The following is a 23,420-nucleotide window of genomic DNA, read 5'->3' as shown; positions in this document are numbered from 1 at the left end:
AACAGATAGGTTGCTAGGCATGTCCACACCTGACTTCATCGCGCGATCGGTACTCGTCACCGGAGGAAACCGAGGTATCGGTCTCGCCATTGCTCAGCGGCTCCGAGCCGACGGACACAAGGTGGCCGTCACCCACCGCGGCTCCGGCGCCCCCGACGGGCTGTTGGGAGTCGTCTGCGACGTCACCGACTCCGCCTCGGTGGACGCGGCCTTCAAGGAGGTCGAGGAGAAGCAGGGTCCGGTCGAGGTGCTCGTGGCCAATGCCGGAATCACCGACGACACGCTGCTGATGCGCATGACCGAGGAGCAGTTCCAGCGCGTGATCGACGCGAACCTGACCGGGGCCTTTCGGGTCGCCAAGCGCGCCAACCGTGCCATGCTGCGCGCGCGTTGGGGCCGGATGATCTTCCTGAGTTCGGTCGTGGCCATGGCCGGCGGACCGGGGCAGATCAATTATGCCGCCTCGAAAGCCGGTGTCATCGGCATGGCGAGGTCGATCACTCGTGAACTCGGATCACGCTCGATCACCGCGAACGTGGTGTCCCCGGGATTCATCGAAACCGACATGACCGCAGAACTCTCCGACGAATTACGCGGCAAGGCCAAGGAATTCATCCCGCTTCAGCGTCTGGGGCAGCCCGAAGACGTCGCGGCGGTTGTGAGCTTCCTGGCCGGCCCGGACTCCTCCTACGTGTCCGGTGCCGTCATCCCCGTCGACGGCGGCATGGGCATGGGTCACTGAGAGCCGTTCTTGCACAGTATTTTTCAGTTCGACGTCATCGATTTCATCTTCGAAAGCTAAGGAACACAGCACTATGGGCGGATTGCTCGAAGGCAAGACCATTCTCGTCACCGGCATCATCACCGATGCCTCGATCGCGTTCCACGCCGCGGCCATGGCGCAGGAGCAGGGTGCCAAGGTGATCATCACCGGGTTCGATCGGCTCCGGCTCATCGACCGCATCGCACAGCGTCTACCCAAGGAGGTGCCGCCGGCGATCGAGCTCGACGCCACCAACGAAGAGCACCTCGCGGCCCTGGCGGACCGAGTGCGCGAGGTCGCGCCCGAAGGTATCGACGGGGTTCTGCACTCGATCGCATTCGCGCCCCGCACCCTGATGGGCCCCGACGCGAAGCCGTTCCTCGACGGCCCCGGCCCCGACGCCGCGAAGGCATTCGAGATCTCGGCGTGGAGCTACGCATCGCTCGCGCGTGCAGTTCTGCCGGTCATGAACGAGGGTGGCTCCATCGTCGGAATGGACTTCGATCCTCGTACGTCGATGCCGTACTACAACTGGATGGGCGTGGCCAAGGCTGCTCTCGAATCGGTCAACCGCTACGTGGCCCGGGAAGTGGGCGCCGCCAAGCGCATTCGCTCCAACCTCGTCGCTGCCGGCCCCATCAAGACCCTCGCCGCCAAGGCCATCGCGGGTACGGCCACGGACGACGCGGCAAAGATGAACCAGCTCAACGTCTACTGGGACGGTGCTGCCCCGATCGGTTGGGATGTCAACGACCCCACCGTCGTCGCCAAGTCCATCGTCGCGTTGCTCTCGGATTGGCTGCCCGGCACCACCGGATCCATCGTGTACGTCGACGGCGGAGCCAGCCACAACACGTACCTGCCCGAGAACATGTGATGCCGCGGTGGGCGCACCCGCACGTGCGCCCGCCGAGAGGTTTGGTTCGCCGATCGGACCCCCGCAGGGGCCGGTCGGCGACGGGGGCACAATGGAAAACATGACCACCCCTGGAGACTTCGACGCATTGTTGGTGCTCTCGTTCGGCGGGCCGGAACAGCCCGCCGACGTACGCCCGTTCCTGGAGAACGTCACTCGCGGTCGTGGAGTGCCGCCCGAGCGGCTCGACGCCGTCGTCGAGCACTACATGCACTTCGGCGGAGTCTCGCCGATCAACCGACTCAACAGAGACATCATCGAGGCGCTCCGCAGCGAATTCGATTCCGCCGGAGTCGATCTGCCGATCTATTTCGGAAACCGCAACTGGCATCCGATGATCGAGGACACCGTCGCGACCATGAAGTCGGACGGAATCAGGAACGCGCTCGTTTTCCCGACCTCCGCGTGGGGCGGATACTCCGGATGCAGGCAGTACCACGAGGACATCGCCCGGGCCCGCGCCGCCGTCGGTGACGATGCACCGCATCTGCTCAAGATCCGGCAGTACTACGACCACCCGCTGATGGTCGACGCGTTCGCCGACGCCGTCGCATCGGCGCGAGCCTCACTGCCCGAGCAGCACCGCGCCGGTGCACGTCTGGTGTTCACCGCACACTCCATCCCCTCGGCCGCCGACGCCAATGCGGGCCCGCCCCAGGACGGCGGTCACCTCTACAGCCGTCAGGTGGCCGAGGCATCGAGGCTCGTCGCAGCCGCGTCGGGCGTCGACGATTACGACCTGGTGTGGCAATCCCGCTCCGGCCCTCCGCAGGTGCCGTGGCTCGACCCCGACATCTGTGATCACCTCGAAGCGCTGTCGGAGAAGTCCGTCGACGCCGTCATCGTGTGTCCGATCGGATTCGTGTCCGACCACCTCGAGGTCGTGTGGGATCTGGACACCGAAGCGGAGGAGAAAGCCCGTGAACTGGGAATGGCCTTTGCCCGTGCAGGTACTCCCGGATCCGATGCGCGTTTTCCGCAGATGATTCGCGAGCTCGTGGACGAATACCGAGTCGGTGGACGGTGCCGCGGCCTCGGCAGTGTGCCCGGCTACGGTTCGACGCTGGACGGCAGTCGCTGCGCCGTCGGCTGTTGTGAGCAGCCCACCCGGCCCTCCAGGCCCGCAGCCACGTCGTGAACGCGTCCGCCCGGCACCTGCGTCCGACGGGGTGTCAGGCGGAGTGCATCGCCGCTTCGATGCTCGTCGCGACTGCAATGGTGCGCGCGGTGCGCACCGCAGCCCACAGCGGTCGAACGAGTTCTTCACGGGCCGCGGCTGCCGACGCGGTCGGTGCCTCCGACGGAGCCGATCCCGCCGCGACCGTAAGAATGGCGGCGACCCGATCTGCCGATTCGAGGACGCGGAACGCTCTGTCGGACATCTCTGCCGGGTAGCGATGCCGTGCCGCGTCGGCGATCAGTGCGGCGATACGGGTGCGCGGATCGGTGTCGAGGGTGCGGGTGGGTAGCGACTGCATCTGCGCGAGCGCGTCCGCTGCGCCGCGCACGGCCTCACGCATTTCGTACTCGGCCTCACCCAACCCCTGATCTCGATGACCGTGCTCGGGGACGACGATCGAGTACACGGTCCAGCGCAACACATCCGGTCCCTCCACGACGGGCACCACACCGATGCCGGCGTTGCCCGAGGTCCCGACGATCACGGCCTGCCCCGCGTTCAGGGCGGCACGCGAGAAATCCGTGTTCGCAGGCAGTCCAGTCACTGCGCCGGGGGCAGGCAGAACGAGTTTGACTCGATCGTCGCCGGCCTCGGGAGTCGATGCTGTTGCAGCCGCCCTGATCGCGTGCAGCAGGCCCGCGATTCCATCGGCGTAGCCGGGATGCTCGAGCCCGAAATTCATTGCCGCGTCCGCATCGCCTGCACCCACCAGATGCATCGGTGCCCACTCGTACATGGCGTCGATGACGTCGTCGGGCGAGCTGGCACCGGCCAGCCAGGAACCGGCCCACAGGGCGAGACTTGCGCTTGAGGAACACACGACTCACGAGCATAGGTCGGCGTGGCGAACCGTGCTCGGGACGCCGGTGTCGCTAGCGTTGGTCGCCGTGAACGACATGTACGGCGGAGACATTCTCAGAGGGCACAGTCGCATGCGCAAGGTTCCGGCACCGGAGGTGTCGGCCGAGCGCGGATTGGTCGTCGAAGATGCAGGCACCGGGTACTGCGGTGCCGTGGTCGGCTTCGAGCGCACCTACGACGGAGATTTCGTCCGGCTCGAGGACGGTGCCCGCACGACGCGGCTGTTCGCCCTGCGCGAGGCGGCGTTCCTGATCGACGGACGTCGGGTCACCCTGGTTCGGCCCAAGCCTGCGGCGGCTGCGGCGGCACCGACGCGCTCCGCATCCGGTTCGACCAAGGTGGAGGGCCTACGCGCGCGCACCGCCCGCGCCAGTCGCATCTGGGTCGAGGGCGTGCACGACGCGGCCCTGGTGGAAAGTGTGTGGGGACACGATCTTCGGGTGGAGGGCGTGGTCGTCGAGCATCTGGAAGGTCTGGACAATCTGGGGGAGCGGTTGGCGGAATTCGGTCCCGGCCCGGGCCGCCGTGTGGGAGTTCTGGTGGACCACTTGGTGACCGGTTCCAAGGAGTCGAAGTTGACGAGGTCGCTGGGCGAACACGTTCTGGTCACCGGTCATCCGTTCATCGACGTCTGGGAGGCGGTCAAGCCCGCTGCTGTCGGCATCGACGCTTGGCCGAAGATCCCGCGGGGCGAGGATTGGAAAACCGGAATCTGTCGAGAGTTGGGGTGGGGCAGTCCGCGGGAGGGGTGGCGTCGGGTGTACTCGTCGGTGTCGAGCTTCCGTGATCTCGAAGCACCGTTGATCGGAGCCGTCGAGCAATTGGTCGACTTCGTCACCGAGTAGGGCTGTGTCCAGCAACGCACCGGCAATTGTCCGATTCGTGCTTGGATGGAGGCTGTGGCAGCGATCATTTGGCTCATAGCGGCAGTGGTTCTCGCCGGTGCCGAGGCACTGACGGGCGACTTCTTTCTTCTCATGATCGCCGGTGGCGCGCTCGGCACCGCAGGCGTATCGGCTCTGACCGACTTCCCGGTGTGGGCCGATGCGATCGTCTTCGGCGTCCTGTCGCTGGCATTGGTGCTCGGTCTGAGACCGATACTGTTGCGTCGCTTCGCGACTCCGCCCGAAACCCCGATGGGGATGGCTGCGCTCACCGGCAAGAGTGCGATCGTTCTCGAGCAGGTCACTGCCCACGAAGGCCAGATCAAGCTCGGTGGGGAGGTGTGGACCGCTCGTCCACTCGACGAGACCGAGGTCTATGCCCCGGGTACCACCGTGACCGTGATGGAAATAGACGGCGCAACCGCCGTCGTATGGAAGGGACCGTAGCCACGTGGAAGCACTCATCGCACTGGCTGTCATCGTCGCATTCGTCGCGGTGTTGATGGCCAAGTCCATCTCGATCGTCCCGCAGGCCGAGGCCGCCGTGATCGAGCGGCTCGGCCGCTACACGCGCACCGTGTCCGGTCAGCTCACGTTTCTCGTGCCGTTCGTCGACCGCATCCGTGCCAAGGTCGACCTGCGTGAGCGAGTCGTGTCGTTTCCGCCGCAGCCGGTGATCACCAAGGACAACCTGACCGTGTCCATCGACACCGTCGTCTACTTCCAGGTCACCAACCCGCAATCGGCCGTGTACGAGATCAACAACTACATCGTCGGTGTCGAGCAGTTGACCACCACCACTCTGCGCAACGTCGTCGGTGGAATGACGCTGGAGGAAACTCTCACCTCGCGTGATTCGATCAACGGGCAGCTGCGGGTCGTACTGGACGAGGCCACCGGCCGTTGGGGCCTGCGCGTGGCCCGAGTCGAGCTCAAGAGCATCGACCCGCCGCCCTCGATCCAGGAGTCGATGGAGAAGCAGATGAAGGCCGATCGCGAGAAGCGAGCGACCATCCTCACCGCCGAAGGCCATCGCGAATCGGCGATCAAGACGGCCGAGGGAGACAAGCAGAGCCGGATTCTCGCGGCCGAGGGCGGCAAGCAGGCAGCCATCCTCACCGCCGAGGGCGAGCGCCAGTCCCGCATCCTGCGGGCGCAGGGTGACCGCGCCGCGAAGTACCTCGAAGCTCAGGGTCAGGCCAAGGCGATCGAGAAGGTGTTCGGCGCCATCAAGGCAGGCAAGCCGACGCCCGAGTTGCTCGCGTACCAGTACATGCAGACGCTGCCGCAGATGGCTCAGGGCGATGCGAACAAGGTGTGGATGATCCCGAGCGATTTCGGTGACGCTCTCAAGGGGTTCGCCAAGACACTCGGTGCGCCCGGCGAAGACGGTGTGTTCCGGTACGAGCCCAACGAGTCGGCCGGCAACGAGCCCAAGCCGGAGGACGATTCGGACGAGGTCGCCGAATGGTTCGAGACCAAGACCGATCCGGCGGTCGCCGAGGCGGTCAAGGCTGCAGAAGCGGTGGCGCGCAAGCCGGTCGACACGTCGTTGGCGTCCGCGCCCGAGCTGTCGAAGGGGTTCGACGTCGGTGCCCTGGCGGCGTCGCCGGAGGCGGAGCCGGAACAGCGTTGAGGGACGGCCCCGATCAGCTGATCAGGGCCGTGCCGACCCCGGCAGCGGCCAGAGCCCACAGGACGCTGGCGAAGGTGCCGATGATGAACTGTTCGGAGGCATGGGATTCGCGCAGTTCTGGATAGCGCGCGAGCCCCTTGACTGCCAGCACGATCGCGATGCCCTCCGGCCATCCGGCGAGAATCGACACGGCGACGGCCACGCGTTCGAGGACGCCTATGGTCAGTCCACCACGCAGCGGCTCGACCGGATCGTCTCCGGTCGAGTCGCTGCGTCGTCGTGCGATGCGAAACACGGTGGGTACCGCCGCCGTTCCACCCAGGGCCGCTGCGACGACGCTCAGGACGACTCCGACGGCATGGCCGAGACCGTAGGCCGGTCCGGCCACCGTGGCCAGGACTGCCGCTGCCACGAGGAGACTCGACGCGGCGACGGTGGGCAGCCATCGTCGAATCCCGGTGCCGGTGGGGACGATAGCGGCAATTGCGGTCAGTGCCAGTAGCACCAGGGTGGCAACGATCATGGCCTGTGGTTTCCCGTCGTGTTCGCGGTGTCGAGCAGTCGAGTCGCCAGGGTGCGACCTGCGTTCTCGACGTGCCAGCCGGCTACCGAGAGTCGTTGCGACATGGCTTGTTTGCTGATCTTCAACCGTTCGGCCGCCTCGGTTTGCGAGAACCCGCGGGCCATGAGTTCCACCGCTTCTCGCCCCTGGTCCGATCGTCTGATCACGAGCAGCGCAACCAGGGTCGATGCCGTCTCCGCGTCCTCGGCGGCAGCGTCGTCGGGACCGCTGACGGCGAGCGCAGCCGGGGCGTTCTTGGCTCGGGTCACGGCGTCTCTGGCTGCTTCGAACGCCGGTCCGCGTCCGGCGCGAGTCGTCTCGGGTAGCGGGAGTTCGACGGAACCGATGCCGATGCCGACGCTCCAGTGCGGGGTGGCGACCAGTTCGAGAGCGATCGAGACGACGGTAGCGGCGTCCTCGCAGACGGCTTGCACTTCGTCTCCTGCGGTGCGCTCGAAGGGCCGGATCAGTTCGTGGTCGCGATAGCGTTCGAGCAGTTCGGGCACGCGATCGATATCGCGTCTACTGCGTCGTTGGTCCACGGTCAGCACGAACATCGGACAAGGCTAGATCGTTGATGTGGTCCAGTCAAGCTTCAAGGCTTGATTCGTCGGAATCAAGGTTCCCGGCCTGTCGACCGCCCGCAGGCGCAGGCACGGATCGCGAACCTCGCGAGAGCCGCCAATCCACCACCAGCCCACTCAGACCGATCGCGATACAGACCGCAGACAACACCAGCAGCGCCGGATGTGTCTGGCCTCCGATCGCTCCGCCGATCACGACGATTCCGAGCGTGCCCGGCAGCATCCCGACGGCCGTCGCCAGGGCGAACGGGACGAGCCGAACCGCCGACACCCCACACGCGTAGTTCACCAACGAGAACGGCACCGGCGCGATCAGGCGCAGGGAGCCGACGGCCAGCCATCCTCGTCGACGCAGACTCTCGTCCACCGAATCGAGAGCCGAGTGCGACATCCGCGCTGCCACGGCGTCGCGACCGATGGCACGGACCAACAGCAGCGCCAGCATCGCACTGACGGTCGACGCGCCGATGGTGACCGCCAGACCGGTCAGGGGCCCGAACAACACTCCTGCACTGAGCGTGAACAGCGTTCTCGGGACAGGCGCAACGGTCACGATCGCGTGCACACCGAAGAACACGAGCGGGAATGCCGGACCGACGGACGCACCCCAATCACGAATCTGTTCGACACTCGGATGGGGTGCGAACACCGCTACCAGAGCGAAGACGGCAATCACCGCCAGCAGCGCGATCAGTCGAACGTCACGCAGGTGCCGGGTCACGAGAGGCCAGCGTACCGGCGTGAGACGACACCTCGTCGCCTCCCGAGTCCGAGAGCCGCGCTGCACGATCGAACGTGAGGTGATCCTCACGATAATGTGCAACTCGGTGGGGTTAGCATCACTTCACGTCGGGCGAAGGACTACCCGGCCGAACCGAGGGAGCAGCACACGTGTCCATCGCGTCGCACGAAGATGCCGCACGCAGCGCTCATGCGGCCTGGCAGAAGGCAGTGGCAGGTGTCCTGGCCAAATCGCGTCGGGTCGAGGTGTCCGATCTGCCGGCCGATGCCGAACACCTACTCGATTCCACGACGTACGACGGGATCACCGTGTCCCCGTTGTACACCGCCTTCGACGAACGACCGGAAGGTCCGCTGCCCGGGCAGTTCCCCTACCTGCGGGGACGCGACCCCCACCGCGACGTCAACGCGGGCTGGAAGGTGTGCACCCGCCACGGCTCGGTCCGGGGCGACGGTGCCGACGACGCGGCGACTGCGAACACCCAGATTCTCGATTCGCTCTCCAACGGCACCAGCGCCCTGTGGTTGACGGTCGGCAACGGTGGCGTCGACCCGACCGCTCTGCCGGAGGTTCTGCGTGGGGTGTTTCTCGAGCTCGCACCGCTGACGATCGATGCGCGCGGGGACGTGTCCGCAGCGGCAGCGGCGGTGTTCGAGGTGCTCGACTCCGCCGATATCGACGAGCGCGCCGCAGTCGACATCCGGCTGGGCGTGTCCACTCTCACAGCCGGGTTGAGCGGAACCGAGTCGATCGAGATGACCGAGGCGCTCGAGCTGGCTCGCAAGTCGATCGGTCGTGCCGAGACGATTCGTGCGATCACGGTCGACGGCACCGTGTTCCACAATCTCGGTGGCAGCGACGCACAGGAGCTCGGTGCGGCGATCGCCGCAGGGCTCGAGTACCTCCGGTCCATGACCGATGCCGGTATCGGCATCGCCGATGCCCTGCGGCAGATCGAGTTCCGGTTCTCGGCCACCGACGACCAGTTCCAGACCATCGCCAAGTTCCGGGCCGCTCGCACGCTGTGGGCGCGCATCGCGCAGGTGTGCGGAGCCCCCGACGCCGGTGACGCTCCTCAGCATGCGGTGACCTCGGAAGCGATGATGTCGCAGCGGGATCCGTGGGTGAACATGCTGCGGACCACGCTGGCGTCGTTCGGAGCGGGAGTGGGCGGTGCCGATTCGGTGACCGTGCTGCCGTTCGATGCGGCACTCGCCGGCGGCGCAGCCGGGGTGTCGAAGACGTTCGCGGCCCGTATCGCCCGAAACACCCAGCTGCTGCTGCTCGAAGAAGCGCATCTCGGACGGGTCCTGGATCCCGGTGCCGGGTCCTGGTACATCGAGGAGCTGACGGCAGCGGTCGCGGCGAGGGCCTGGGAGTTCTTCCAGACCATCGAAACGTCCGGAGGTTTCCGCGCCGCTGTCGACGACGGTTCGCTGATGACTGCGATCGAGAAGACCCGCGCCGAACGCGATTCCGACATCGCTCACCGAGTCACCCCGCTGACGGGCGTCAACGAATTTCCCAACCTGGCCGAGGCTCCGCTCGATCCCCAACGAACCGCGCCGCAGGGCTCGACAACGGTGTATCGGTACGGCCGGGCATTCGAGTCGCTGCGAGACCGGTCGGATGCCTATCTGGCCGAGCACGATTCGCGCCCGACGGTGCTCCTGGTGCCGCTGGGCAGCGTCGCCGAACACAATGTCCGAACGACGTTCGCGTCGAACCTGCTGGCGTCGGGCGGAATCGAGGCCGTCGATCCCGGCCCCCTGACCGTCGACGGAATCGCCGGATCGGTAGAGACGTCCGGAGCTCGGATAGCGGTGGTGTGCGGAACCGACAAGCGGTACGCCGACGAGGCCGCCACTGCCGTGGATGCATTGCGGGCCGCAGGCGTCACCCAGGTGCTGCTTGCCGGCCCCGAGAAGATCTTCACCGGCACCGAGGGCACCTCGCGTCCCGACGGATTTCTGACCGCGAAGATCGACGCCGTGGCAGTGCTGACCGAACTTCTCGACACCCTGGGAGCCTCGAAGTGACGACCGACGAGAACCGAATCTCGCACACCATCGGCAGTTTCGCCGACGTGCCACTGGTCGACCCCGACGAGCCGACGCCGACGCCGCCGTCGGCCCAGGACGTCGACGCCCATGTACGGCAGGGCGCGAAGGCCAACTTCTACACGCCCGAGCAGGTGGTGTGGTCAACCCCTGAGGGCATCGACGTCAAGCCGGTGTTCACCGAGGCAGACCGCGCAGCCGCCGAGGCCGAAGGCTACCCGCTGCACAGCTACCCGGGTGCTCCGCCTTTTCTCCGCGGGCCGTACCCGACGATGTACGTCAACCAGCCGTGGACCATCCGCCAGTACGCAGGTTTCTCCACGGCGGCCGAGTCCAACGCGTTCTATCGCCGTAACCTGGCGGCCGGCCAGAAGGGTCTGTCGGTCGCGTTCGACCTGGCCACCCACCGCGGCTACGACTCCGATCACCCCCGAGTGCAAGGTGATGTCGGAATGGCAGGCGTCGCCATCGATTCCATCTACGACATGCGGCAACTGTTCGACGGCATCGATCTGGGCAGCGTCTCGGTCTCGATGACCATGAACGGCGCGGTGCTGCCGATCCTGGCGCTGTACGTCGCGGCCGCCGAGGAGCAGGGCGTCGGGCCGGAGAAGCTCGCCGGCACCATCCAGAACGACATTCTCAAAGAGTTCATGGTGCGCAACACCTACATCTATCCGCCGAAACCGTCGATGCGCATCATCTCGGACATCTTCGCGTACACCAGCGAGAAGATGCCCAAGTACAACTCGATCTCCATCTCCGGGTACCACATCCAAGAAGCCGGAGCCACAGCCGATCTCGAACTCGCCTACACCCTCGCGGACGGTGTCGAGTACATCCGGGCCGGTCTGGATGCAGGCATGGACATCGATACCTTCGCACCGCGACTGTCGTTCTTCTGGGCTATCGGAATGAACTTCTTCATGGAGGTCGCCAAGCTGCGTGCCGGGCGTCTGCTGTGGGCCGAGCTCGTGCAGCAGTTCGAGCCCAAGAGCGCCAAATCCCGTTCGCTGCGCACTCATTCGCAGACCTCGGGCTGGTCGTTGACGGCACAGGACGTGTTCAACAACGTAGCCCGCACCTGTGTGGAGGCGATGGCGGCCACCCAGGGGCACACTCAGTCGCTGCACACCAACGCCCTCGACGAGGCACTCGCCCTGCCGACGGACTTCTCGGCGCGCATCGCCCGCAACACCCAGCTGCTCATCGCGCAGGAGTCCAACACCGTGCGCCCGATCGATCCGTGGGGCGGCTCGCATTACGTCGAATGGCTCACCCACCAGCTCGCGAATCGGGCTCGGGCACACATCGCCGAGGTCGAGGAAGCAGGCGGCATGGCTCAGGCCATCGGCGAGGGCATCCCCAAGTTGCGCATCGAGGAGGCTGCGGCCCGCACCCAGGCGCGGATCGACTCCGGCCGTCAACCCCTGGTTGGCGTCAACAAGTACGTGCCCGACGAGCCCGACACCATCGAGGTGCTCAAGGTCGAGAACTCCAAGGTCCGCCGCGAGCAGATCGAGAAACTTGAGCGGCTGCGGGCCGAACGGGACACCGCCGAGGTCGAGGCAGCCCTGGCGAACCTGACCAGAGCGGCGGCCTCGGACCAGCCGGGGATGGAGAACAACCTGCTGGCTCTCGCCATCGACGCGGCACGCAAGATGGCCACCGTCGGCGAGATCTCCGATGCACTGGAGAAGGTCTACGGGCGCCATCAGGCCGAAATCCGGACAATCAGTGGTGTGTACCGCGACGAGGCAGGCAAATCCGAGAACATCACGCGCGCCACCGCGCTGGTCGAGCAGTTCGCCGAGGACGAGGGCCGTCGGCCTCGCGTCCTGGTGTGCAAGATGGGGCAGGACGGGCACGATCGAGGTCAGAAGGTCATTGCCACGGCGTTCGCGGACATCGGCTTCGACGTCGACGTCGGCCCGCTGTTCCAGACCCCCGAGGAGGTGGCCCGGCAGGCCGCCGACAACGACGTTCACGTCGTCGGGGTGTCGTCGCTGGCCGCAGGCCATCTGACGCTGGTGCCCGCCTTGCGACAGGCCTTGGCCGATGTCGGCCGTGAGGACATCATGATCGTCGTCGGTGGCGTCATCCCGCCCGGTGATTTCGACGAGCTCTACGCGGCGGGCGCTGCGGCGATCTTCCCTCCGGGCACCGTCATCGCCGACGCGGCGATCGGGCTGGTGGAGAAGCTGTCCGTTGCGCTGGGGCACGCACCACGCGAGGCCAACGCCTGAGTATGGGTTCTCCGAACGACAAGACGGGTTCTCCGACCGGTGCACCGTCGCCGAGAGGCCGAACCATCGATATCGACGCGGTGGCCGATTCGGTCCGTGCGAACGAGCGTTCCGGGCTGGCGCGTGCCATCACGCTGGTCGAGTCCACTCGCTCGGATCATCGTGATCTGGCTCAGCAGTTGCTTCTTCGGGTTCTGCCCGATGCGGGTGGTTCCCATCGCGTCGGTATCACCGGCGTGCCGGGGGTCGGCAAGTCGACCTTCATCGACGCGCTGGGGATGCGCTTGATCGAGAAGGGGCACCGGGTCGCGGTGCTCGCCGTCGATCCGTCGTCGACGCGGACCGGTGGTTCGATCCTGGGTGACAAGACCCGGATGTCGCGTCTCACGGTGCAGGAGAACGCATACATTCGGCCGTCTCCGACCTCGGGAACCCTGGGTGGTGTCGCACGTGCGACGAGGGAGACGATCGTGCTCCTCGAAGCGGCAGGCTTCGACGTCATTCTGGTGGAGACGGTGGGCGTCGGGCAGTCCGAGGTGACGGTCGCAAACATGGTCGACTGCTTCACGTTCCTGACGCTCGCGCGTACCGGAGATCAGTTGCAGGGCATCAAGAAGGGCGTTCTCGAACTCGCCGATCTGGTGGCCGTCAACAAGGCCGACGGCAAGCACGCGACCGACGCGAAGAACGCGGCGCGGGAATTGGCGGGCGCGCTGCGGCTGATCTATCCGCACGATGCGATCTGGAAGCCCCCGGTGTTGACCATGAGCGCCATCGAGGGCACCGGACTCGACGAGTACTGGGACACCGTGCTGCGCCATCAGCAAGTGCTCAGTGACGCAGGCGAATTCGCGGAGAAGCGTCGCAAGCAGCAGGTCGATTGGACGTGGACGATGGTCAACGACCAACTGCTGCGCCGGCTGGCGCAGAACCCATCCGTCAAGGCCATCCGCGGCGACGTCGAAGCCCGGGTACGCGACGGTTCTCTGACGGCCGCGCTGGCCGCCCAGGAGCTACTCGACGCGTTCGACTCCTGAATCTGCCCCGGCGGCCGGGAGCGCGGGATAGAGCCGGTCGGCAAGAGCTCCGACGCGTTCGATGAGTCGATCGAAGAATGCCTCGGGATCGGTGTGTGTTGCGATCGCCGCATTGGGGGCCTTGCCCCACATACCGCGCCAGTCCGCGACCGTCGTTCCGCGCGTGAGGGTTCCGACGAGTTCGACGTCGACGGTCGCATGACGGTAGGTGGCGATATCGGCATCCAGTGCGACGGCCGCCGCGAAGGGGTCGTGCATGTGCGCCAAGAATCCCTGATCGTGATCGCGATGGAATTCCATGTAGAACCGCACCGCATCGGAGAAGTGCCGCACGATGGGGTTCGACGCCGTCGATCGAACACCCGGTGCGTCGTCGGGCGAGATCACCTCGGGCGGAAGGCTCCGAGCTCGCCCTGCCAGCCGTCGGATGTGATCGGGGGTCATTTCGATGGTCTCGGTGATGTCGAGCGCGCAGACGATGGGATGTCGTTCCGGCGGTAAGCCGGAGAAGGCTGCGAACACTTCCGCTGCGGCCTCGGGGTCGACGGCGATGTTCCATTCGGTGGTCGGTGTCGTGTTGCCCTGGTGCTGAAATGCGCCGCCCATCAACACCAGTCGCTTCAGCAGTCGAGGTAGCTCGGGATCCCGACGGATCGCCAGCGCGAGATTGGTCAGCGGACCGGTGACCAGTCCGGTGATCTCACCCGGTCGCGAACGAACCAGCTCCACCCACATCGTGGTGGCGTCCCGGCCGGACAGCGACCGCGTGGACACCGGAAGCTCCGCGTACCCGATGCCTTGCGGGCCGTGGGTGTCCTCGGTGGTCATCAGCGGCGCCACGAGGGGTACCTGTGCGCCGAGCGAGACCTCGACATCACCCGCGCGGCACAGGTCGAGCCAGGCGAGATTGTTCGCGGCAACCTGGTTCACCGGCACATTGCCCGCGGTGGATGCGATACCGAGGATCTCGGCATCCTCGCTGGCCAGCAGGTACAGCAAGGCGAGAGAATCGTCGATTCCGGTGTCGACGTCGACGATCATGGGGACGGTCACGATGCGACCTCCGTCGTCGGGGTGTGCCGCACCGGAAAGTTGACCGATCGCGCGATGAAGCACTTCGACGACGCGGACGCGTGCAGTTTCTCGGCGCGCGGCACCATCGACGGGTCGACGACGGTCACGACCGGAGCCAGGGTGACCTCGACGAACCGACCCGAACCATCGGTTTGCTCGGTCATCACTCCGGTGGGGGAGTCGGTGTAGTCGGTTACGACCACTCCGGATGCGGCCGCGAGTCCGAGGTACCAGAGCATGTGGCAACTGGACAGCGAGGCGACGAGCATCTCCTCGGGATTCCAGCGTTCGGGATTGCCGCGGAAGCTCGGATCGGAGCTCGCGTGGAGGTCGGGTTTCCCGGGTGCCGACACGATGTGATCGCGGTCGTAGGCTGCGGCACCGGTGGTCCCGGTACCGCGGTTGCCCGTCCAGTTCAGCGTGAGTCCGTAATCGTGGTTCGGCACTGGTCCATCGTGCCAGTAGCCGCCCGTTCGGTGACAATCCGCCGCGGAAACCGTTGTCCGCATTGACCGTAATGCCTCGATTGCCAAGGCGGTGTGGCACATTCGTCGTTGCGCGCGTTCACCTGGGCATTCGCCCGAGTGTGTGCGTCGATCTGCACAGCGGTCGTTTGAAAACGAATCGTTTGTCTGGCTAACGTTGAACGAATGACATCAGTGCCCAGTCTCGAACCCGGCCGAGAGCAGGCCACATGGGGACGCCGCCACGTCCAGCATCTTCGCCGCGTTGCGTTCTCGAAACGGATGCGCACGAAGCCGGCGCTCTCGGAGGAGAGCATCACTGTGGTCGATCAGCCGATGCTCAAGCGCGCCGTCTCGGCAGCTGCTCTCGGCAACACGATGGAGTGGTTCGACTTCGGTGTGTACGGCTATCTGGCGGCAACGTTGGGCAAGGTGTTCTATCCCGATGCCACGCCTGCGGTGCAACTCATCTCGACGTTCGCCACGTTCGCGGCAGCGTTCGTCGTTCGTCCGCTCGGCGGCCTGTTCTTCGGGCCGCTCGGTGACCGGATCGGTCGGCAGAGGGTATTGGCCGCCACCATGATCATGATGGCCATCGGCACTCTGGCTGTCGGCCTCATCCCCAGTTACGCGACCATCGGCATCTGGGCACCGATTCTGCTGCTCGTCGCCCGCTTGGTCCAGGGTTTCTCCACCGGTGGTGAATACGGCGGTGCAACGACGTTCATCGCAGAATATTCACCCGACAAGCGGCGCGGGTTCCTCGGAAGTTGGCTCGACTTCGGCACCTTCGTCGGTTACGCGATGGGCTCGGGCCTGGTGACGATCCTCAACGCGGTGTTGGGCGACGCCACCATGATCGAATGGGGTTGGCGCATACCGTTCTTCGTCGCGGGTCCGATGGGGCTGATCGGGCTGTACCTGCGGCTCAAGCTGGAAGACACGCCCGCGTTCCGCAAGCAACTCGACGAACACGACAACAAGGTCAAGGCCCAGGAGAGCGGTCGGAGGTCGATCGGGAAGATCTTCACCGATCATTGGCGGGCGCTGTTGATCTGCATGGGAATCGTGTTGTTGTACAACGTGACCAACTACATGGTGACGTCGTATCTACCCACGTACTTCACCGAGGTCGTCGGTCGAAGTCAGCTCAGTGCGGACTTGCTCGTCCTGTCGGCGATGGTCGTCGTGGTGAGCGTCATCGTGGGTGTCGGCAGGCTCACCGACCGAATCGGCCGCAAACCGGTGTTCGTCTTCGGTGCCGTCGGGCAGATCGTTCTCGCCGTGCCCTGCTTCTTGCTGCTGCGCAGCAGCGGGTGGTTGGGTCCGCTGATCGCGTGCTTGCTCCTCGGCCTCGTTCTGGCCTGTTTCGCGGCGCCGAGCGCATCGACGCTACCGGCCCTGTTTCCCACCCGGATTCGTTACGCGGCGCTCTCGATCGGCTTCAACCTGTCGGTGTCGATCTTCGGGGGTACGACGCCGTTGGTGACCTCGGCGTTGGTCAGCTCGACCGGTAGCCCGATGATCCCTGCGTACTACCTCGTCGTGAGCGGTCTCGTCGGCCTCGTCGCCGTCGGATTCCTGCGCGAGTCCGCCACCCAACCTCTGGAAGGCTCACCGCCACAGGTCGACTCGACCGAGGAAGCCAAGGAGCTCTATTCCGAGATCTCCTCGGCCTCCGCGCGGTCGTAGCGGGAGTCGATCAGTTCCGTTCGGCCCAGATCTCCATACCGGCAGCATTGAGACGGTCCACGAGGACGTCGCCGATCGCAGTGGCCGGAGTGAGGACTCCGCTGGCCTTCGGCAGGGCGTCACCGCCGTGCACGAGTGCGAGTGCCGACTCGGCCAGCATGACTGCGGTGGCCTTGTAGCCGGGATCTCCCGAGGCCTTGACCCGGGCCCGGTAGCGAGCCCCCGATGTGGTGAGGGTGTACAGGTCGACCGTGAAATGTCCCTTCTCGCGGGCTTTTTCACTGGGGCCTGTGCCCGGCTTGGGCAGAATGCGATCGAGCACCTTGCCCGGAAGCACGGTCATCGCCGACACGCCGACGAAGAGCCCAGCCGACAGAGCACCGGCGAGGACGGGGCTGGCGAACGACGAGCCGACACTCATCACCTCGCTGTAGCGGAACTGCTTTCCGTAGGCCCAGTCGCGAAGTGCGTTGGTCCGCCGGACGACTCGTGTGTTGTACGAGGCCATCACGAACGGTGCTTTCCAACCGCGCAGGCTCGGGTCGATTTTCTTGCCGTCGATCAGCACGGTGTCGAGTTGGCGACCGAGCTGCGGCTCGAGGCCGCGATCGGGGCTGAGCGAGTACGGCCGCGCGGCGATGCGTCGGGCCCGCTTGTCCTTCTTCATCGCCTCGATCTGCCCTCGCAGCGAGTCGATGGTGCCACCGCTGACCCCACCGGACATCGACGTGACCACCAGGGTCGTGTCGGTCAGCTCCCCGGCGTTGTCCGCGGTGACGGCCTCGTACAGGGCGTGTACGCCGATGTCGGACGGGATGGAATCGAAGCCGCACGAGTGGACGATGCGGGCCCCGGTGCGCTGAGCGATCTCGTGATTGGTGTCGATGCTCTCGCGAGCGAACAGCACCTCGCCGGTGAGGTCGACGTAATCCGTCCCGGCCTCGGCGCACGCCGTCGCCAATTCCAGGCCGTACTTGGCGTAGGGGCCGACCGTGGTGATGACGACTCGGGTCGAACGGGCCATGGCCTCGAGCGATGCGACATCGGTGGCGTCGGCCTCGAGAACGGACCACTGCTGAGCCCTCGAGCCCAGGTCCTTCCTGGCGGCCTCCACCCGCGCCGTCGAGCGCCCTGCCAGGGCGATCCGGGTGTTGGCCGGTGCATGCTCGGCGAGGTATTTCGCCGTCAGTTTCCCGACGAAGCCGGTGACGCCGTAGACGACGATGTCGTGAGTGCGATCGGGGCCGACGGTCGAGTCGGATGCTGGCGAGTTCATACCAGCGACACTAACGCGGGTCACCCCCGTGAGTCGACGCGCCGTCAGTTCGTCCAGGTGTGCACGGGTTCTCCGGCGTTCATGAGGGTGACGTAATCGCCGAGCATTCCGGCGAGGGCGCGATCGCGCTTCTCACCGGCGCGTTCACGGGCGACGACGGCGTTGCGCTGCCACACCGAGCCGGACTGCTTGGCCAGGCACCGCGCTTCGATCACCCCGAGATAGCGGTCGCGGACCGGCGCGTCGACGCCGTAGGCGGCCAGGCCGGCGTCGGCCAGTGGCAGCAGCCGGCGCAACACCAGTTCCTGCGGACTCACCCAGCCCACCTCGGGCCAGTAGAGCATCGAATCGAACCCGCCGCGGGCAGCGGAGTGCACGTTCTCCTCGGCCGCGTCGAACGACATCTGGGACCACAGCGGGCGGTCTGCATCGGCCAGTGCGCGGACGGTTCCGTAGTAGAACGCCGCGTCGGCGAGGGTATCCACCACCGACGGTCCGGCCGGGAGGACACGATTCTCGAGCCGAATGTGGTGGCCGTCGCCGGACCGGTCGTAGATCGGTCGGTTCCACCGGTAGACGGTTCCGTTGTGCATGCGCAGTTCGGACAGTGACGGTGTCTTGCCCTCGGCCAGCGCAGCTTTGGGGTCCTCGTCGCTGCAGACGGGAAGCAACGCAGGGAAGTAGCGCGAATTCTCCTCGAACAGATCGAAGATCGAGGTGATCCACCGTTCGCCGAACCACACCCGTGGTCGGACTCCCTGATTCTTGAGCTCCTGCGGCCTGGTGTCGGTGGCCTGCTCGAACAACGGGATACGAGTCTCGTGCCACAGCGCGCGACCGGCGAAGAACGGCGAGTTGGCGGCGAGCGCCACCTGTACGCCCGAAAGAGCTTGCGCTGCATTCCAATACGATGCGAACTCGTCCGGAGCCACCTGCAGGTGCAGCTGAACCGACGTGCAGGCTGCCTCGGGCAGGATCGTGTCGGTCACGATGTCGAGGTCCTCGGCGGCAGCGGCACCGGGCAGCCGCACTCCACCGATCTTCAGTTCGATGTCTTCACCGCGCGCGGCGAAGATCTGTTGATTGAGCAGGTCGTAGCGCGGATTCGCCGAGAGCCACCGGTGCTCGAAGTGTTCCTCGTCCAGAGTCGGGAGCATGCCGATCATGGCCAGACGGCTACCGGAGGTGCGGGCGCGTTCGTCCGCCGCATTCAGCGATCTGCGCAGGTCCGTCTCCAACTCGGCGATCGACGCACCGCGCAGTGGCCGAGGGTCGACGTTGATCTCGATGTTGAACTGTCCGAGCTCGGTTTGATAGTCGGGGTCGGCGATGGCGTCGAGCACGGCGGCGTTGGCCATGGACGGCTCCATGTCGTCGTCGACGAGATTGAGCTCGATCTCCATGCCGATCTGCGGTTCACCGACGTGGAAGGTCTCGTCGGCCAACATGACCGCCAGGGCATCGAGACAGTCCTGGACCTTCTGGCGGAACTCGTGCCGATCCTGCCTGGTGAACTTACGGCGCTCGACGTCCTCGCCCATGGTGACCGCCTATCGGTGCGTGAAGATGGGCCGTTCGCTCACGCGCAACGACTTCGAGTTACGAGTATCGCAGTACGCGTTCGCCGAGGGGGACGCACGCGAAAATCACCAGGGAGAGGGCTGATAATCCTTGAGGAACGAGCCGTACAGATCGTTTCCGAGCTCTCCCTGCACGATCGGGTCGTACACCCGCGCGGCCCCGTCCACCAGGTCGAGTGGAGCATGGAAACCCTCGTCGGCGAGCCGCATCTTGGTGGGGTGCGGCCGTTCGTCGGTGATCCAGCCGGTGTCGACGGCGGTCATCAGGATTCCGCTGTCGAGCATCTCCTTCGCGCTGGTGCGCGTCAGCATGTTCAGCGCGGCCTTGGCCATGTTGGTGTGGGGATGGCCCGGCCCCTTGTAGGCGCGGCCGAACTGGCCCTCCATGGCAGAGACGTTGACGACGTACTTTCGTCGAGCGTCGGAGGCCTCCATCGCGGTGCGGAGCCGCGAGACCAGGATGAAGGGTGCGACGGAATTGCAGAGTTGCACTTCGAGCAGTTCCACCGGGTCGACCTGCTCGACGGTGTGGATCCAGCTGTTGGTCTCGGCGAGATCGGGTACCAGACCCCCGGCGTCGATGGCGAGCCCGCTCTCGATCCTCTCCGCCGTGACCGAGCCGGCGACCATGGCGAGGGAGGCCACGTCGTCCGCGCTCAGGGCAGCAGTCGATCGGCCGCCGATCGCCGTGGCGGGCAACGAACTCGCCAGTGACGCGGGGTGCGCATCGCTGGTCTTGCCGAACGTGATGCGCTGCGGTCCTGCCCCCTCGGTCAGGGCGGCGGGCAATGGTTCGGCTTCCGCATCGGCCAGTGCACTGTAGGAACCGGGGGAGCGTTTGACGGTCTGTGCGGCGTTGTTGATCAGGATGTCCAGAGGCCCCTCGGCGGCGACGGAATCGGCAAGTGCCACCACCTGAGCCGGATCGCGAAGATCGATACCGACGACGCGAAGACGGTGCAGCCACTGATCGCTGTCGTCCATCGCTGCGAAGCGACGTACGGCATCGTTGGGGAAGCGAGTGGTGATCGTGGTGTGTGCACCGTCGCGGAGCAGTCGAAGAGCGATGTACATGCCGATCTTCGCTCGCCCGCCGGTCAGCAACGCCCGACGTCCGGACAGGTCGGTTCGAGCGTTGCGCTTGCCGCGATTGAGCGTCGCACACTCCGGGCACAGCTGGTGATAGAACGAGTCGACGTGGGTGTAGCGCTGCTTGCAGATGTAGCAGGGGCGGGCCTTGATCAGCGTGCCTGCGATATCTCCCTCGGCTCGGGAGGTCAGGGAGAGGCCTGCTGTCTCGTCGTCGATCCGGTCCGGGGATCCTGTTGCGGTGGCGGCGACGACGGCGCGGTCGGCCGCGTTGACAGCGTTGCGTGCCGCCACGCGTCGAGCACGCTTGAGGTCCTTGAACATGGCACCGGAGGCGCGCTGGACAGCGATCGAATCGGGATGGTTCTTGTCCAGCTCGGCCGCCTGCTTCAGCACGCGCAGGCACGTCTCGAGATCGGTCGGGTCGATCGCGTTCATCGTCGGTCTCCTAGCATCGGCCCCTTCGAGCCGAAGGGAGCGAGTGCAGAACGAAAAAGACCCCGATTCCGAAGAATCAGGGTCCGTTTCGTCTGTCTCAACTCAGATCTGTGAAAATTTCTGTCTGGCTACATCTTTCAGACGGTGTCCGAGGGGGGACTTGAACCCCCACGTCCGTTAATAGGACACTAGCACCTCAAGCTAGCGCGTCTGCCATTCCGCCACTCGGACAAGTGCGACCGCTGCCGCATATTCTTTTGTTGCTTTCACAGCCGGCCGCTGTGTGCTGCGTAAGATTATCCGACGGGTTCCCGATAACCCAAATCCCCACGTCAGTTCGTCCTCGAGGCCGTTTCTCATGGTGCCCGGAGCGGATTCTGGTGGTAGGAACGACGTGTGTCCAACGATGTGAGCAATCCCGGAAACCCAACCGATATCGACGCCACCGTTGCCCTCGACGAAGTCGTGGATCTCGTCAGTTCCCTCATCCGGTTCGACACCTCGAACACTGGGGAGCTCGACACCACGGTCGGCGAGAAGGAATGTGCCGAGTGGGTGGCGAACAAACTCGAGGAAGTGGGCTACGAGACGGAGTACGTCGAGTCCGGTGCCCCCGGTCGAGGAAACGTGTTCGCCTGGCTGCGCGGATCGGACTCCTCTCGCGGCGCGCTGCTGCTCCACGGACACCTGGACGTCGTGCCCGCCGAGCCCGCCGACTGGAGCGTGCATCCGTTCTCCGGGGCCGTCGAGGACGGGTACGTGTGGGGCCGGGGCGCGGTGGACATGAAGGACATGGTCGGCATGGCCCTGGCGCTGGCCCGACAGTTCAAGTCCAACGGAACCGTCCCACCCCGCGACATCCTGTTCGCGTTCCTGGCGGACGAGGAGGCAGGTGGCAAGTACGGATCGCACTGGTTGGTCGACAACCGACCGGACCTGTTCGAGGGCGTCACCGAGGCAGTCGGCGAGGTCGGCGGTTTCTCCCTGACCGTCCCCCGCCCGGACGGCACCGAGAAGCGGCTCTACATGGTCGAGACGGCGGAGAAGAGTCTGGCGTGGATGCGGCTGACGGCGAAGGCGCGAGCCGGGCACGGATCGTTTCTGCACGACGACAACGCCGTGACGTACCTGGCCGAGGCAGTGGCCAAACTGGGCAATCACACGTTCCCGCTGGTGCTCACCGAATCGGTATCGCAGTTTCTGCAGGCCGTCTCGGAGGAATCGGGTCTCGATTTCGACCCGACGTCACCGGACATCGACGGCACCCTGCTCAAGCTCGGCAGCATCGCCCGCATCGTCGGAGCGACCCTGCGCGACACCGCGAACCCGACGATGCTCTCGGCCGGCTACAAGGCCAACGTGATTCCGCAGACGGCGACGGCAGTGGTGGACTGCCGAGTGCTGCCGGGGCGGCAGGCGGCCTTCGAGAAGGAGGTCGACGAGTTGATCGGCCCGAACGTCGAACGCGAGTGGATCACGAAACTGGAACCGTACGAGACCACTTTCGACGGTGATCTCGTCGATGCGATGAACGACGCAGTGTTGGCACACGACCCGAACGGTCGAACCGTTCCCTACATGCTCTCCGGTGGAACCGACGCAAAAGCATTCGCGCGCATCGGTATTCGCTGTTTCGGCTTCGCTCCGCTGAAGTTGCCGCCGGAATTGGATTTCGCGGCGTTGTTTCACGGCATCGACGAACGAGTACCCGTGGAATCGTTGGAGTTCGGTACACAGGTACTCGAACACTTCTTGCTGCACAGCTGATACGAAAGGAACCATCGTGGCGTACAACCCATACGACTCGCTTCCGGACCTACCGTCCTTCGAGTTGACGTCCGAGGACGTCGAGGACGGCAAGACACTGGCCGCTCAGCAGGTCAGTGGAATCATGGGAGCCGGTGGGCACGACAACTCCCCGCAGCTGTCCTGGTCCGGATTCCCCGAGGGCACCAAGAGCTTCGCTGTCACCGTCTACGATCCCGACGCGCCGACGGCATCCGGCTTCTGGCACTGGGCAGTGGCGAACATCCCCGTCGAGACGACATCGCTGGTGTCCGGCGCGGGCGACGACGGCGGGACCGGGGTGCCCAGCACCGCGGTGACGCTCAAGAACGATGCGGGCCTGTTCCGCTACATCGGTGCTGCACCGCCGGCAGGCCACGGCCCGCACCGCTACTTCATCGTGGTTCACGCGGTGGACGTGGAACGGCTGGAAGTGGACGAGACGGCCACCCCGGCCTACCTCGGTTTCAATCTGTTCTCGCACGCCATCGGTCGTGCGGTCCTCACCGGCATCTACGAGGCCTGAGCTCGGTCGTCGGGTGCCGGACTTA

At 65.6% G+C, this 23,420-nt stretch carries 21 protein-coding genes and 1 tRNA gene; 12 read left to right on the top strand and 10 right to left on the bottom strand.

All coding sequences use genetic code 11. From position 1 onward, the window contains the following. Positions 1–19: 19 nt before the first annotated feature. From fabG1 to CH273_RS18990, 3 genes are all read left to right on the top strand, one after another. Positions 20–742 carry a 3-oxoacyl-ACP reductase FabG1 gene (fabG1, locus tag CH273_RS19000; protein ID WP_032398036.1) on the top strand — a complete coding sequence of 241 codons (723 nt, stop codon included), beginning with the start codon at positions 20–22 and terminating at the stop codon, positions 740–742. A 73-nt stretch (positions 743–815) separates the two neighbouring features. Further along, positions 816–1,640: an NADH-dependent enoyl-ACP reductase InhA gene (inhA, locus tag CH273_RS18995; protein WP_032398037.1), complete on the top strand. Its 825-nt coding sequence runs from the start codon at positions 816–818 to the stop codon at positions 1,638–1,640. A gap of 100 nt (positions 1,641–1,740) precedes the next feature. After that, positions 1,741–2,817: a ferrochelatase gene (locus CH273_RS18990; RefSeq protein WP_094638059.1), complete on the top strand. Its 1,077-nt coding sequence runs from the start codon at positions 1,741–1,743 to the stop codon at positions 2,815–2,817. A 34-nt stretch (positions 2,818–2,851) separates the two neighbouring features. On the opposite strand, the gene CH273_RS18985 is transcribed toward CH273_RS18990, so the two are convergent. Next, entirely contained in the window at positions 2,852–3,679 is an 828-nt protein-coding gene (locus CH273_RS18985; protein WP_179275518.1) for a hypothetical protein, read from the bottom strand. A 76-nt stretch (positions 3,680–3,755) separates the two neighbouring features. Between CH273_RS18985 and CH273_RS18980 the strand changes: the two genes are divergently transcribed. The 3 genes from CH273_RS18980 to CH273_RS18970 are packed head-to-tail and all read left to right on the top strand — an operon-like array spanning position 3,756 to position 6,240. Then, positions 3,756–4,565: a DUF3097 domain-containing protein gene (locus CH273_RS18980; protein WP_032398456.1), complete on the top strand. Its 810-nt coding sequence runs from the start codon at positions 3,756–3,758 to the stop codon at positions 4,563–4,565. Positions 4,566–4,619: 54 nt separating this feature from the next. Further along, complete coding sequence (locus CH273_RS18975) at positions 4,620–5,051, top strand: NfeD family protein (RefSeq protein ID WP_032398457.1); 432 nt, start codon at positions 4,620–4,622, stop codon at positions 5,049–5,051. Positions 5,052–5,055: 4 nt separating this feature from the next. Next, positions 5,056–6,240, top strand: coding sequence for an SPFH domain-containing protein (locus CH273_RS18970; RefSeq protein ID WP_032398040.1), 1,185 nt, complete (start codon positions 5,056–5,058; stop codon positions 6,238–6,240). Between the two features lie 13 nt (positions 6,241–6,253). On the opposite strand, the gene CH273_RS18965 is transcribed toward CH273_RS18970, so the two are convergent. The 3 genes from CH273_RS18965 to CH273_RS18955 are packed head-to-tail and all read right to left on the bottom strand — an operon-like array spanning position 6,254 to position 8,107. Continuing rightward, entirely contained in the window at positions 6,254–6,763 is a 510-nt protein-coding gene (locus CH273_RS18965) for a hypothetical protein (protein ID WP_032398041.1), read from the bottom strand. Then, complete coding sequence (locus CH273_RS18960) at positions 6,760–7,359, bottom strand: hypothetical protein (protein ID WP_032398042.1); 600 nt, start codon at positions 7,357–7,359, stop codon at positions 6,760–6,762. The genes CH273_RS18965 and CH273_RS18960 overlap by 4 nt, the downstream gene beginning before the upstream one ends. Positions 7,360–7,390: 31 nt before the next feature. Further along, the gene (locus CH273_RS18955) at positions 7,391–8,107 is read right to left on the bottom strand and encodes a TVP38/TMEM64 family protein (protein ID WP_032398043.1); all 717 of its coding nucleotides are present in this window, start codon (positions 8,105–8,107) and stop codon (positions 7,391–7,393) included. Between the two features lie 170 nt (positions 8,108–8,277). On the opposite strand from CH273_RS18955, the gene mutA reads away from it, so the two are divergent. From mutA to meaB, 3 genes are read left to right on the top strand one after another with little or no spacing between them, the layout of a single operon-like run. Beyond that, positions 8,278–10,167, top strand: coding sequence for a methylmalonyl-CoA mutase small subunit (mutA, locus tag CH273_RS18950; RefSeq protein ID WP_032398044.1), 1,890 nt, complete (start codon positions 8,278–8,280; stop codon positions 10,165–10,167). Next, positions 10,164–12,434, top strand: coding sequence for a methylmalonyl-CoA mutase (scpA, locus tag CH273_RS18945; RefSeq protein ID WP_032398045.1), 2,271 nt, complete (start codon positions 10,164–10,166; stop codon positions 12,432–12,434). Before mutA ends, scpA begins: the two co-directional genes overlap by 4 nt. A gap of 2 nt (positions 12,435–12,436) precedes the next feature. After that, positions 12,437–13,471, top strand: coding sequence for a methylmalonyl Co-A mutase-associated GTPase MeaB (gene meaB / locus CH273_RS18940; RefSeq protein WP_052050351.1), 1,035 nt, complete (start codon positions 12,437–12,439; stop codon positions 13,469–13,471). Here meaB and CH273_RS18935 read toward each other — a convergent pair. Together CH273_RS18935 and CH273_RS18930 are read right to left on the bottom strand one after the other, a co-directional pair. After that, positions 13,448–14,512 carry a nucleoside hydrolase gene (locus CH273_RS18935; RefSeq protein WP_032398459.1) on the bottom strand — a complete coding sequence of 355 codons (1,065 nt, stop codon included), beginning with the start codon at positions 14,510–14,512 and terminating at the stop codon, positions 13,448–13,450. The two genes, meaB and CH273_RS18935, sit on opposite strands and share 24 nt — an antisense overlap. Positions 14,513–14,520: 8 nt before the next feature. Continuing rightward, entirely contained in the window at positions 14,521–14,991 is a 471-nt protein-coding gene (locus CH273_RS18930) for an OsmC family protein (RefSeq protein ID WP_032398046.1), read from the bottom strand. Positions 14,992–15,195: 204 nt separating this feature from the next. Between CH273_RS18930 and proP the strand changes: the two genes are divergently transcribed. Next, positions 15,196–16,701 carry a glycine betaine/L-proline transporter ProP gene (gene proP, locus CH273_RS18925; RefSeq protein ID WP_032398047.1) on the top strand — a complete coding sequence of 502 codons (1,506 nt, stop codon included), beginning with the start codon at positions 15,196–15,198 and terminating at the stop codon, positions 16,699–16,701. 10 nt (positions 16,702–16,711) lie between these two features. Here the strand turns inward: proP and CH273_RS18920 are convergent, their stop codons facing one another. The 4 genes from CH273_RS18920 to CH273_RS18905 all read right to left on the bottom strand — a co-directional run bounded on the left by CH273_RS18920 (position 16,712) and on the right by CH273_RS18905 (position 21,315). Beyond that, a complete protein-coding gene (locus CH273_RS18920) occupies positions 16,712–17,977 on the bottom strand; it encodes a saccharopine dehydrogenase family protein (RefSeq protein ID WP_052050354.1) in 1,266 nt (421 codons plus the stop codon). Between the two features lie 44 nt (positions 17,978–18,021). Next, entirely contained in the window at positions 18,022–19,518 is a 1,497-nt protein-coding gene (locus CH273_RS18915) for a glutamate-cysteine ligase family protein (RefSeq protein ID WP_032398048.1), read from the bottom strand. 105 nt (positions 19,519–19,623) lie between these two features. Continuing rightward, complete coding sequence (locus CH273_RS18910) at positions 19,624–21,084, bottom strand: SDR family NAD(P)-dependent oxidoreductase (RefSeq protein ID WP_032398049.1); 1,461 nt, start codon at positions 21,082–21,084, stop codon at positions 19,624–19,626. A 145-nt stretch (positions 21,085–21,229) separates the two neighbouring features. After that, positions 21,230–21,315 (bottom strand) — tRNA-Leu (locus CH273_RS18905). Between the two features lie 204 nt (positions 21,316–21,519). On the opposite strand from CH273_RS18905, the gene CH273_RS18900 reads away from it, so the two are divergent. Continuing rightward, positions 21,520–22,851, top strand: coding sequence for a M20/M25/M40 family metallo-hydrolase (locus CH273_RS18900; protein ID WP_082322695.1), 1,332 nt, complete (start codon positions 21,520–21,522; stop codon positions 22,849–22,851). Between the two features lie 16 nt (positions 22,852–22,867). Further along, the gene (locus CH273_RS18895) at positions 22,868–23,395 is read left to right on the top strand and encodes a YbhB/YbcL family Raf kinase inhibitor-like protein (protein WP_032398050.1); all 528 of its coding nucleotides are present in this window, start codon (positions 22,868–22,870) and stop codon (positions 23,393–23,395) included. Positions 23,396–23,420 lie beyond the last annotated feature (25 nt).

This window comes from Rhodococcus sp. 05-339-2, from assembly GCF_002258965.1.
Taxonomy (GTDB): Bacteria; Actinomycetota; Actinomycetes; order Mycobacteriales; family Mycobacteriaceae; genus Rhodococcoides.
This window is presented reverse-complemented; position numbering and strand designations above follow the sequence as displayed.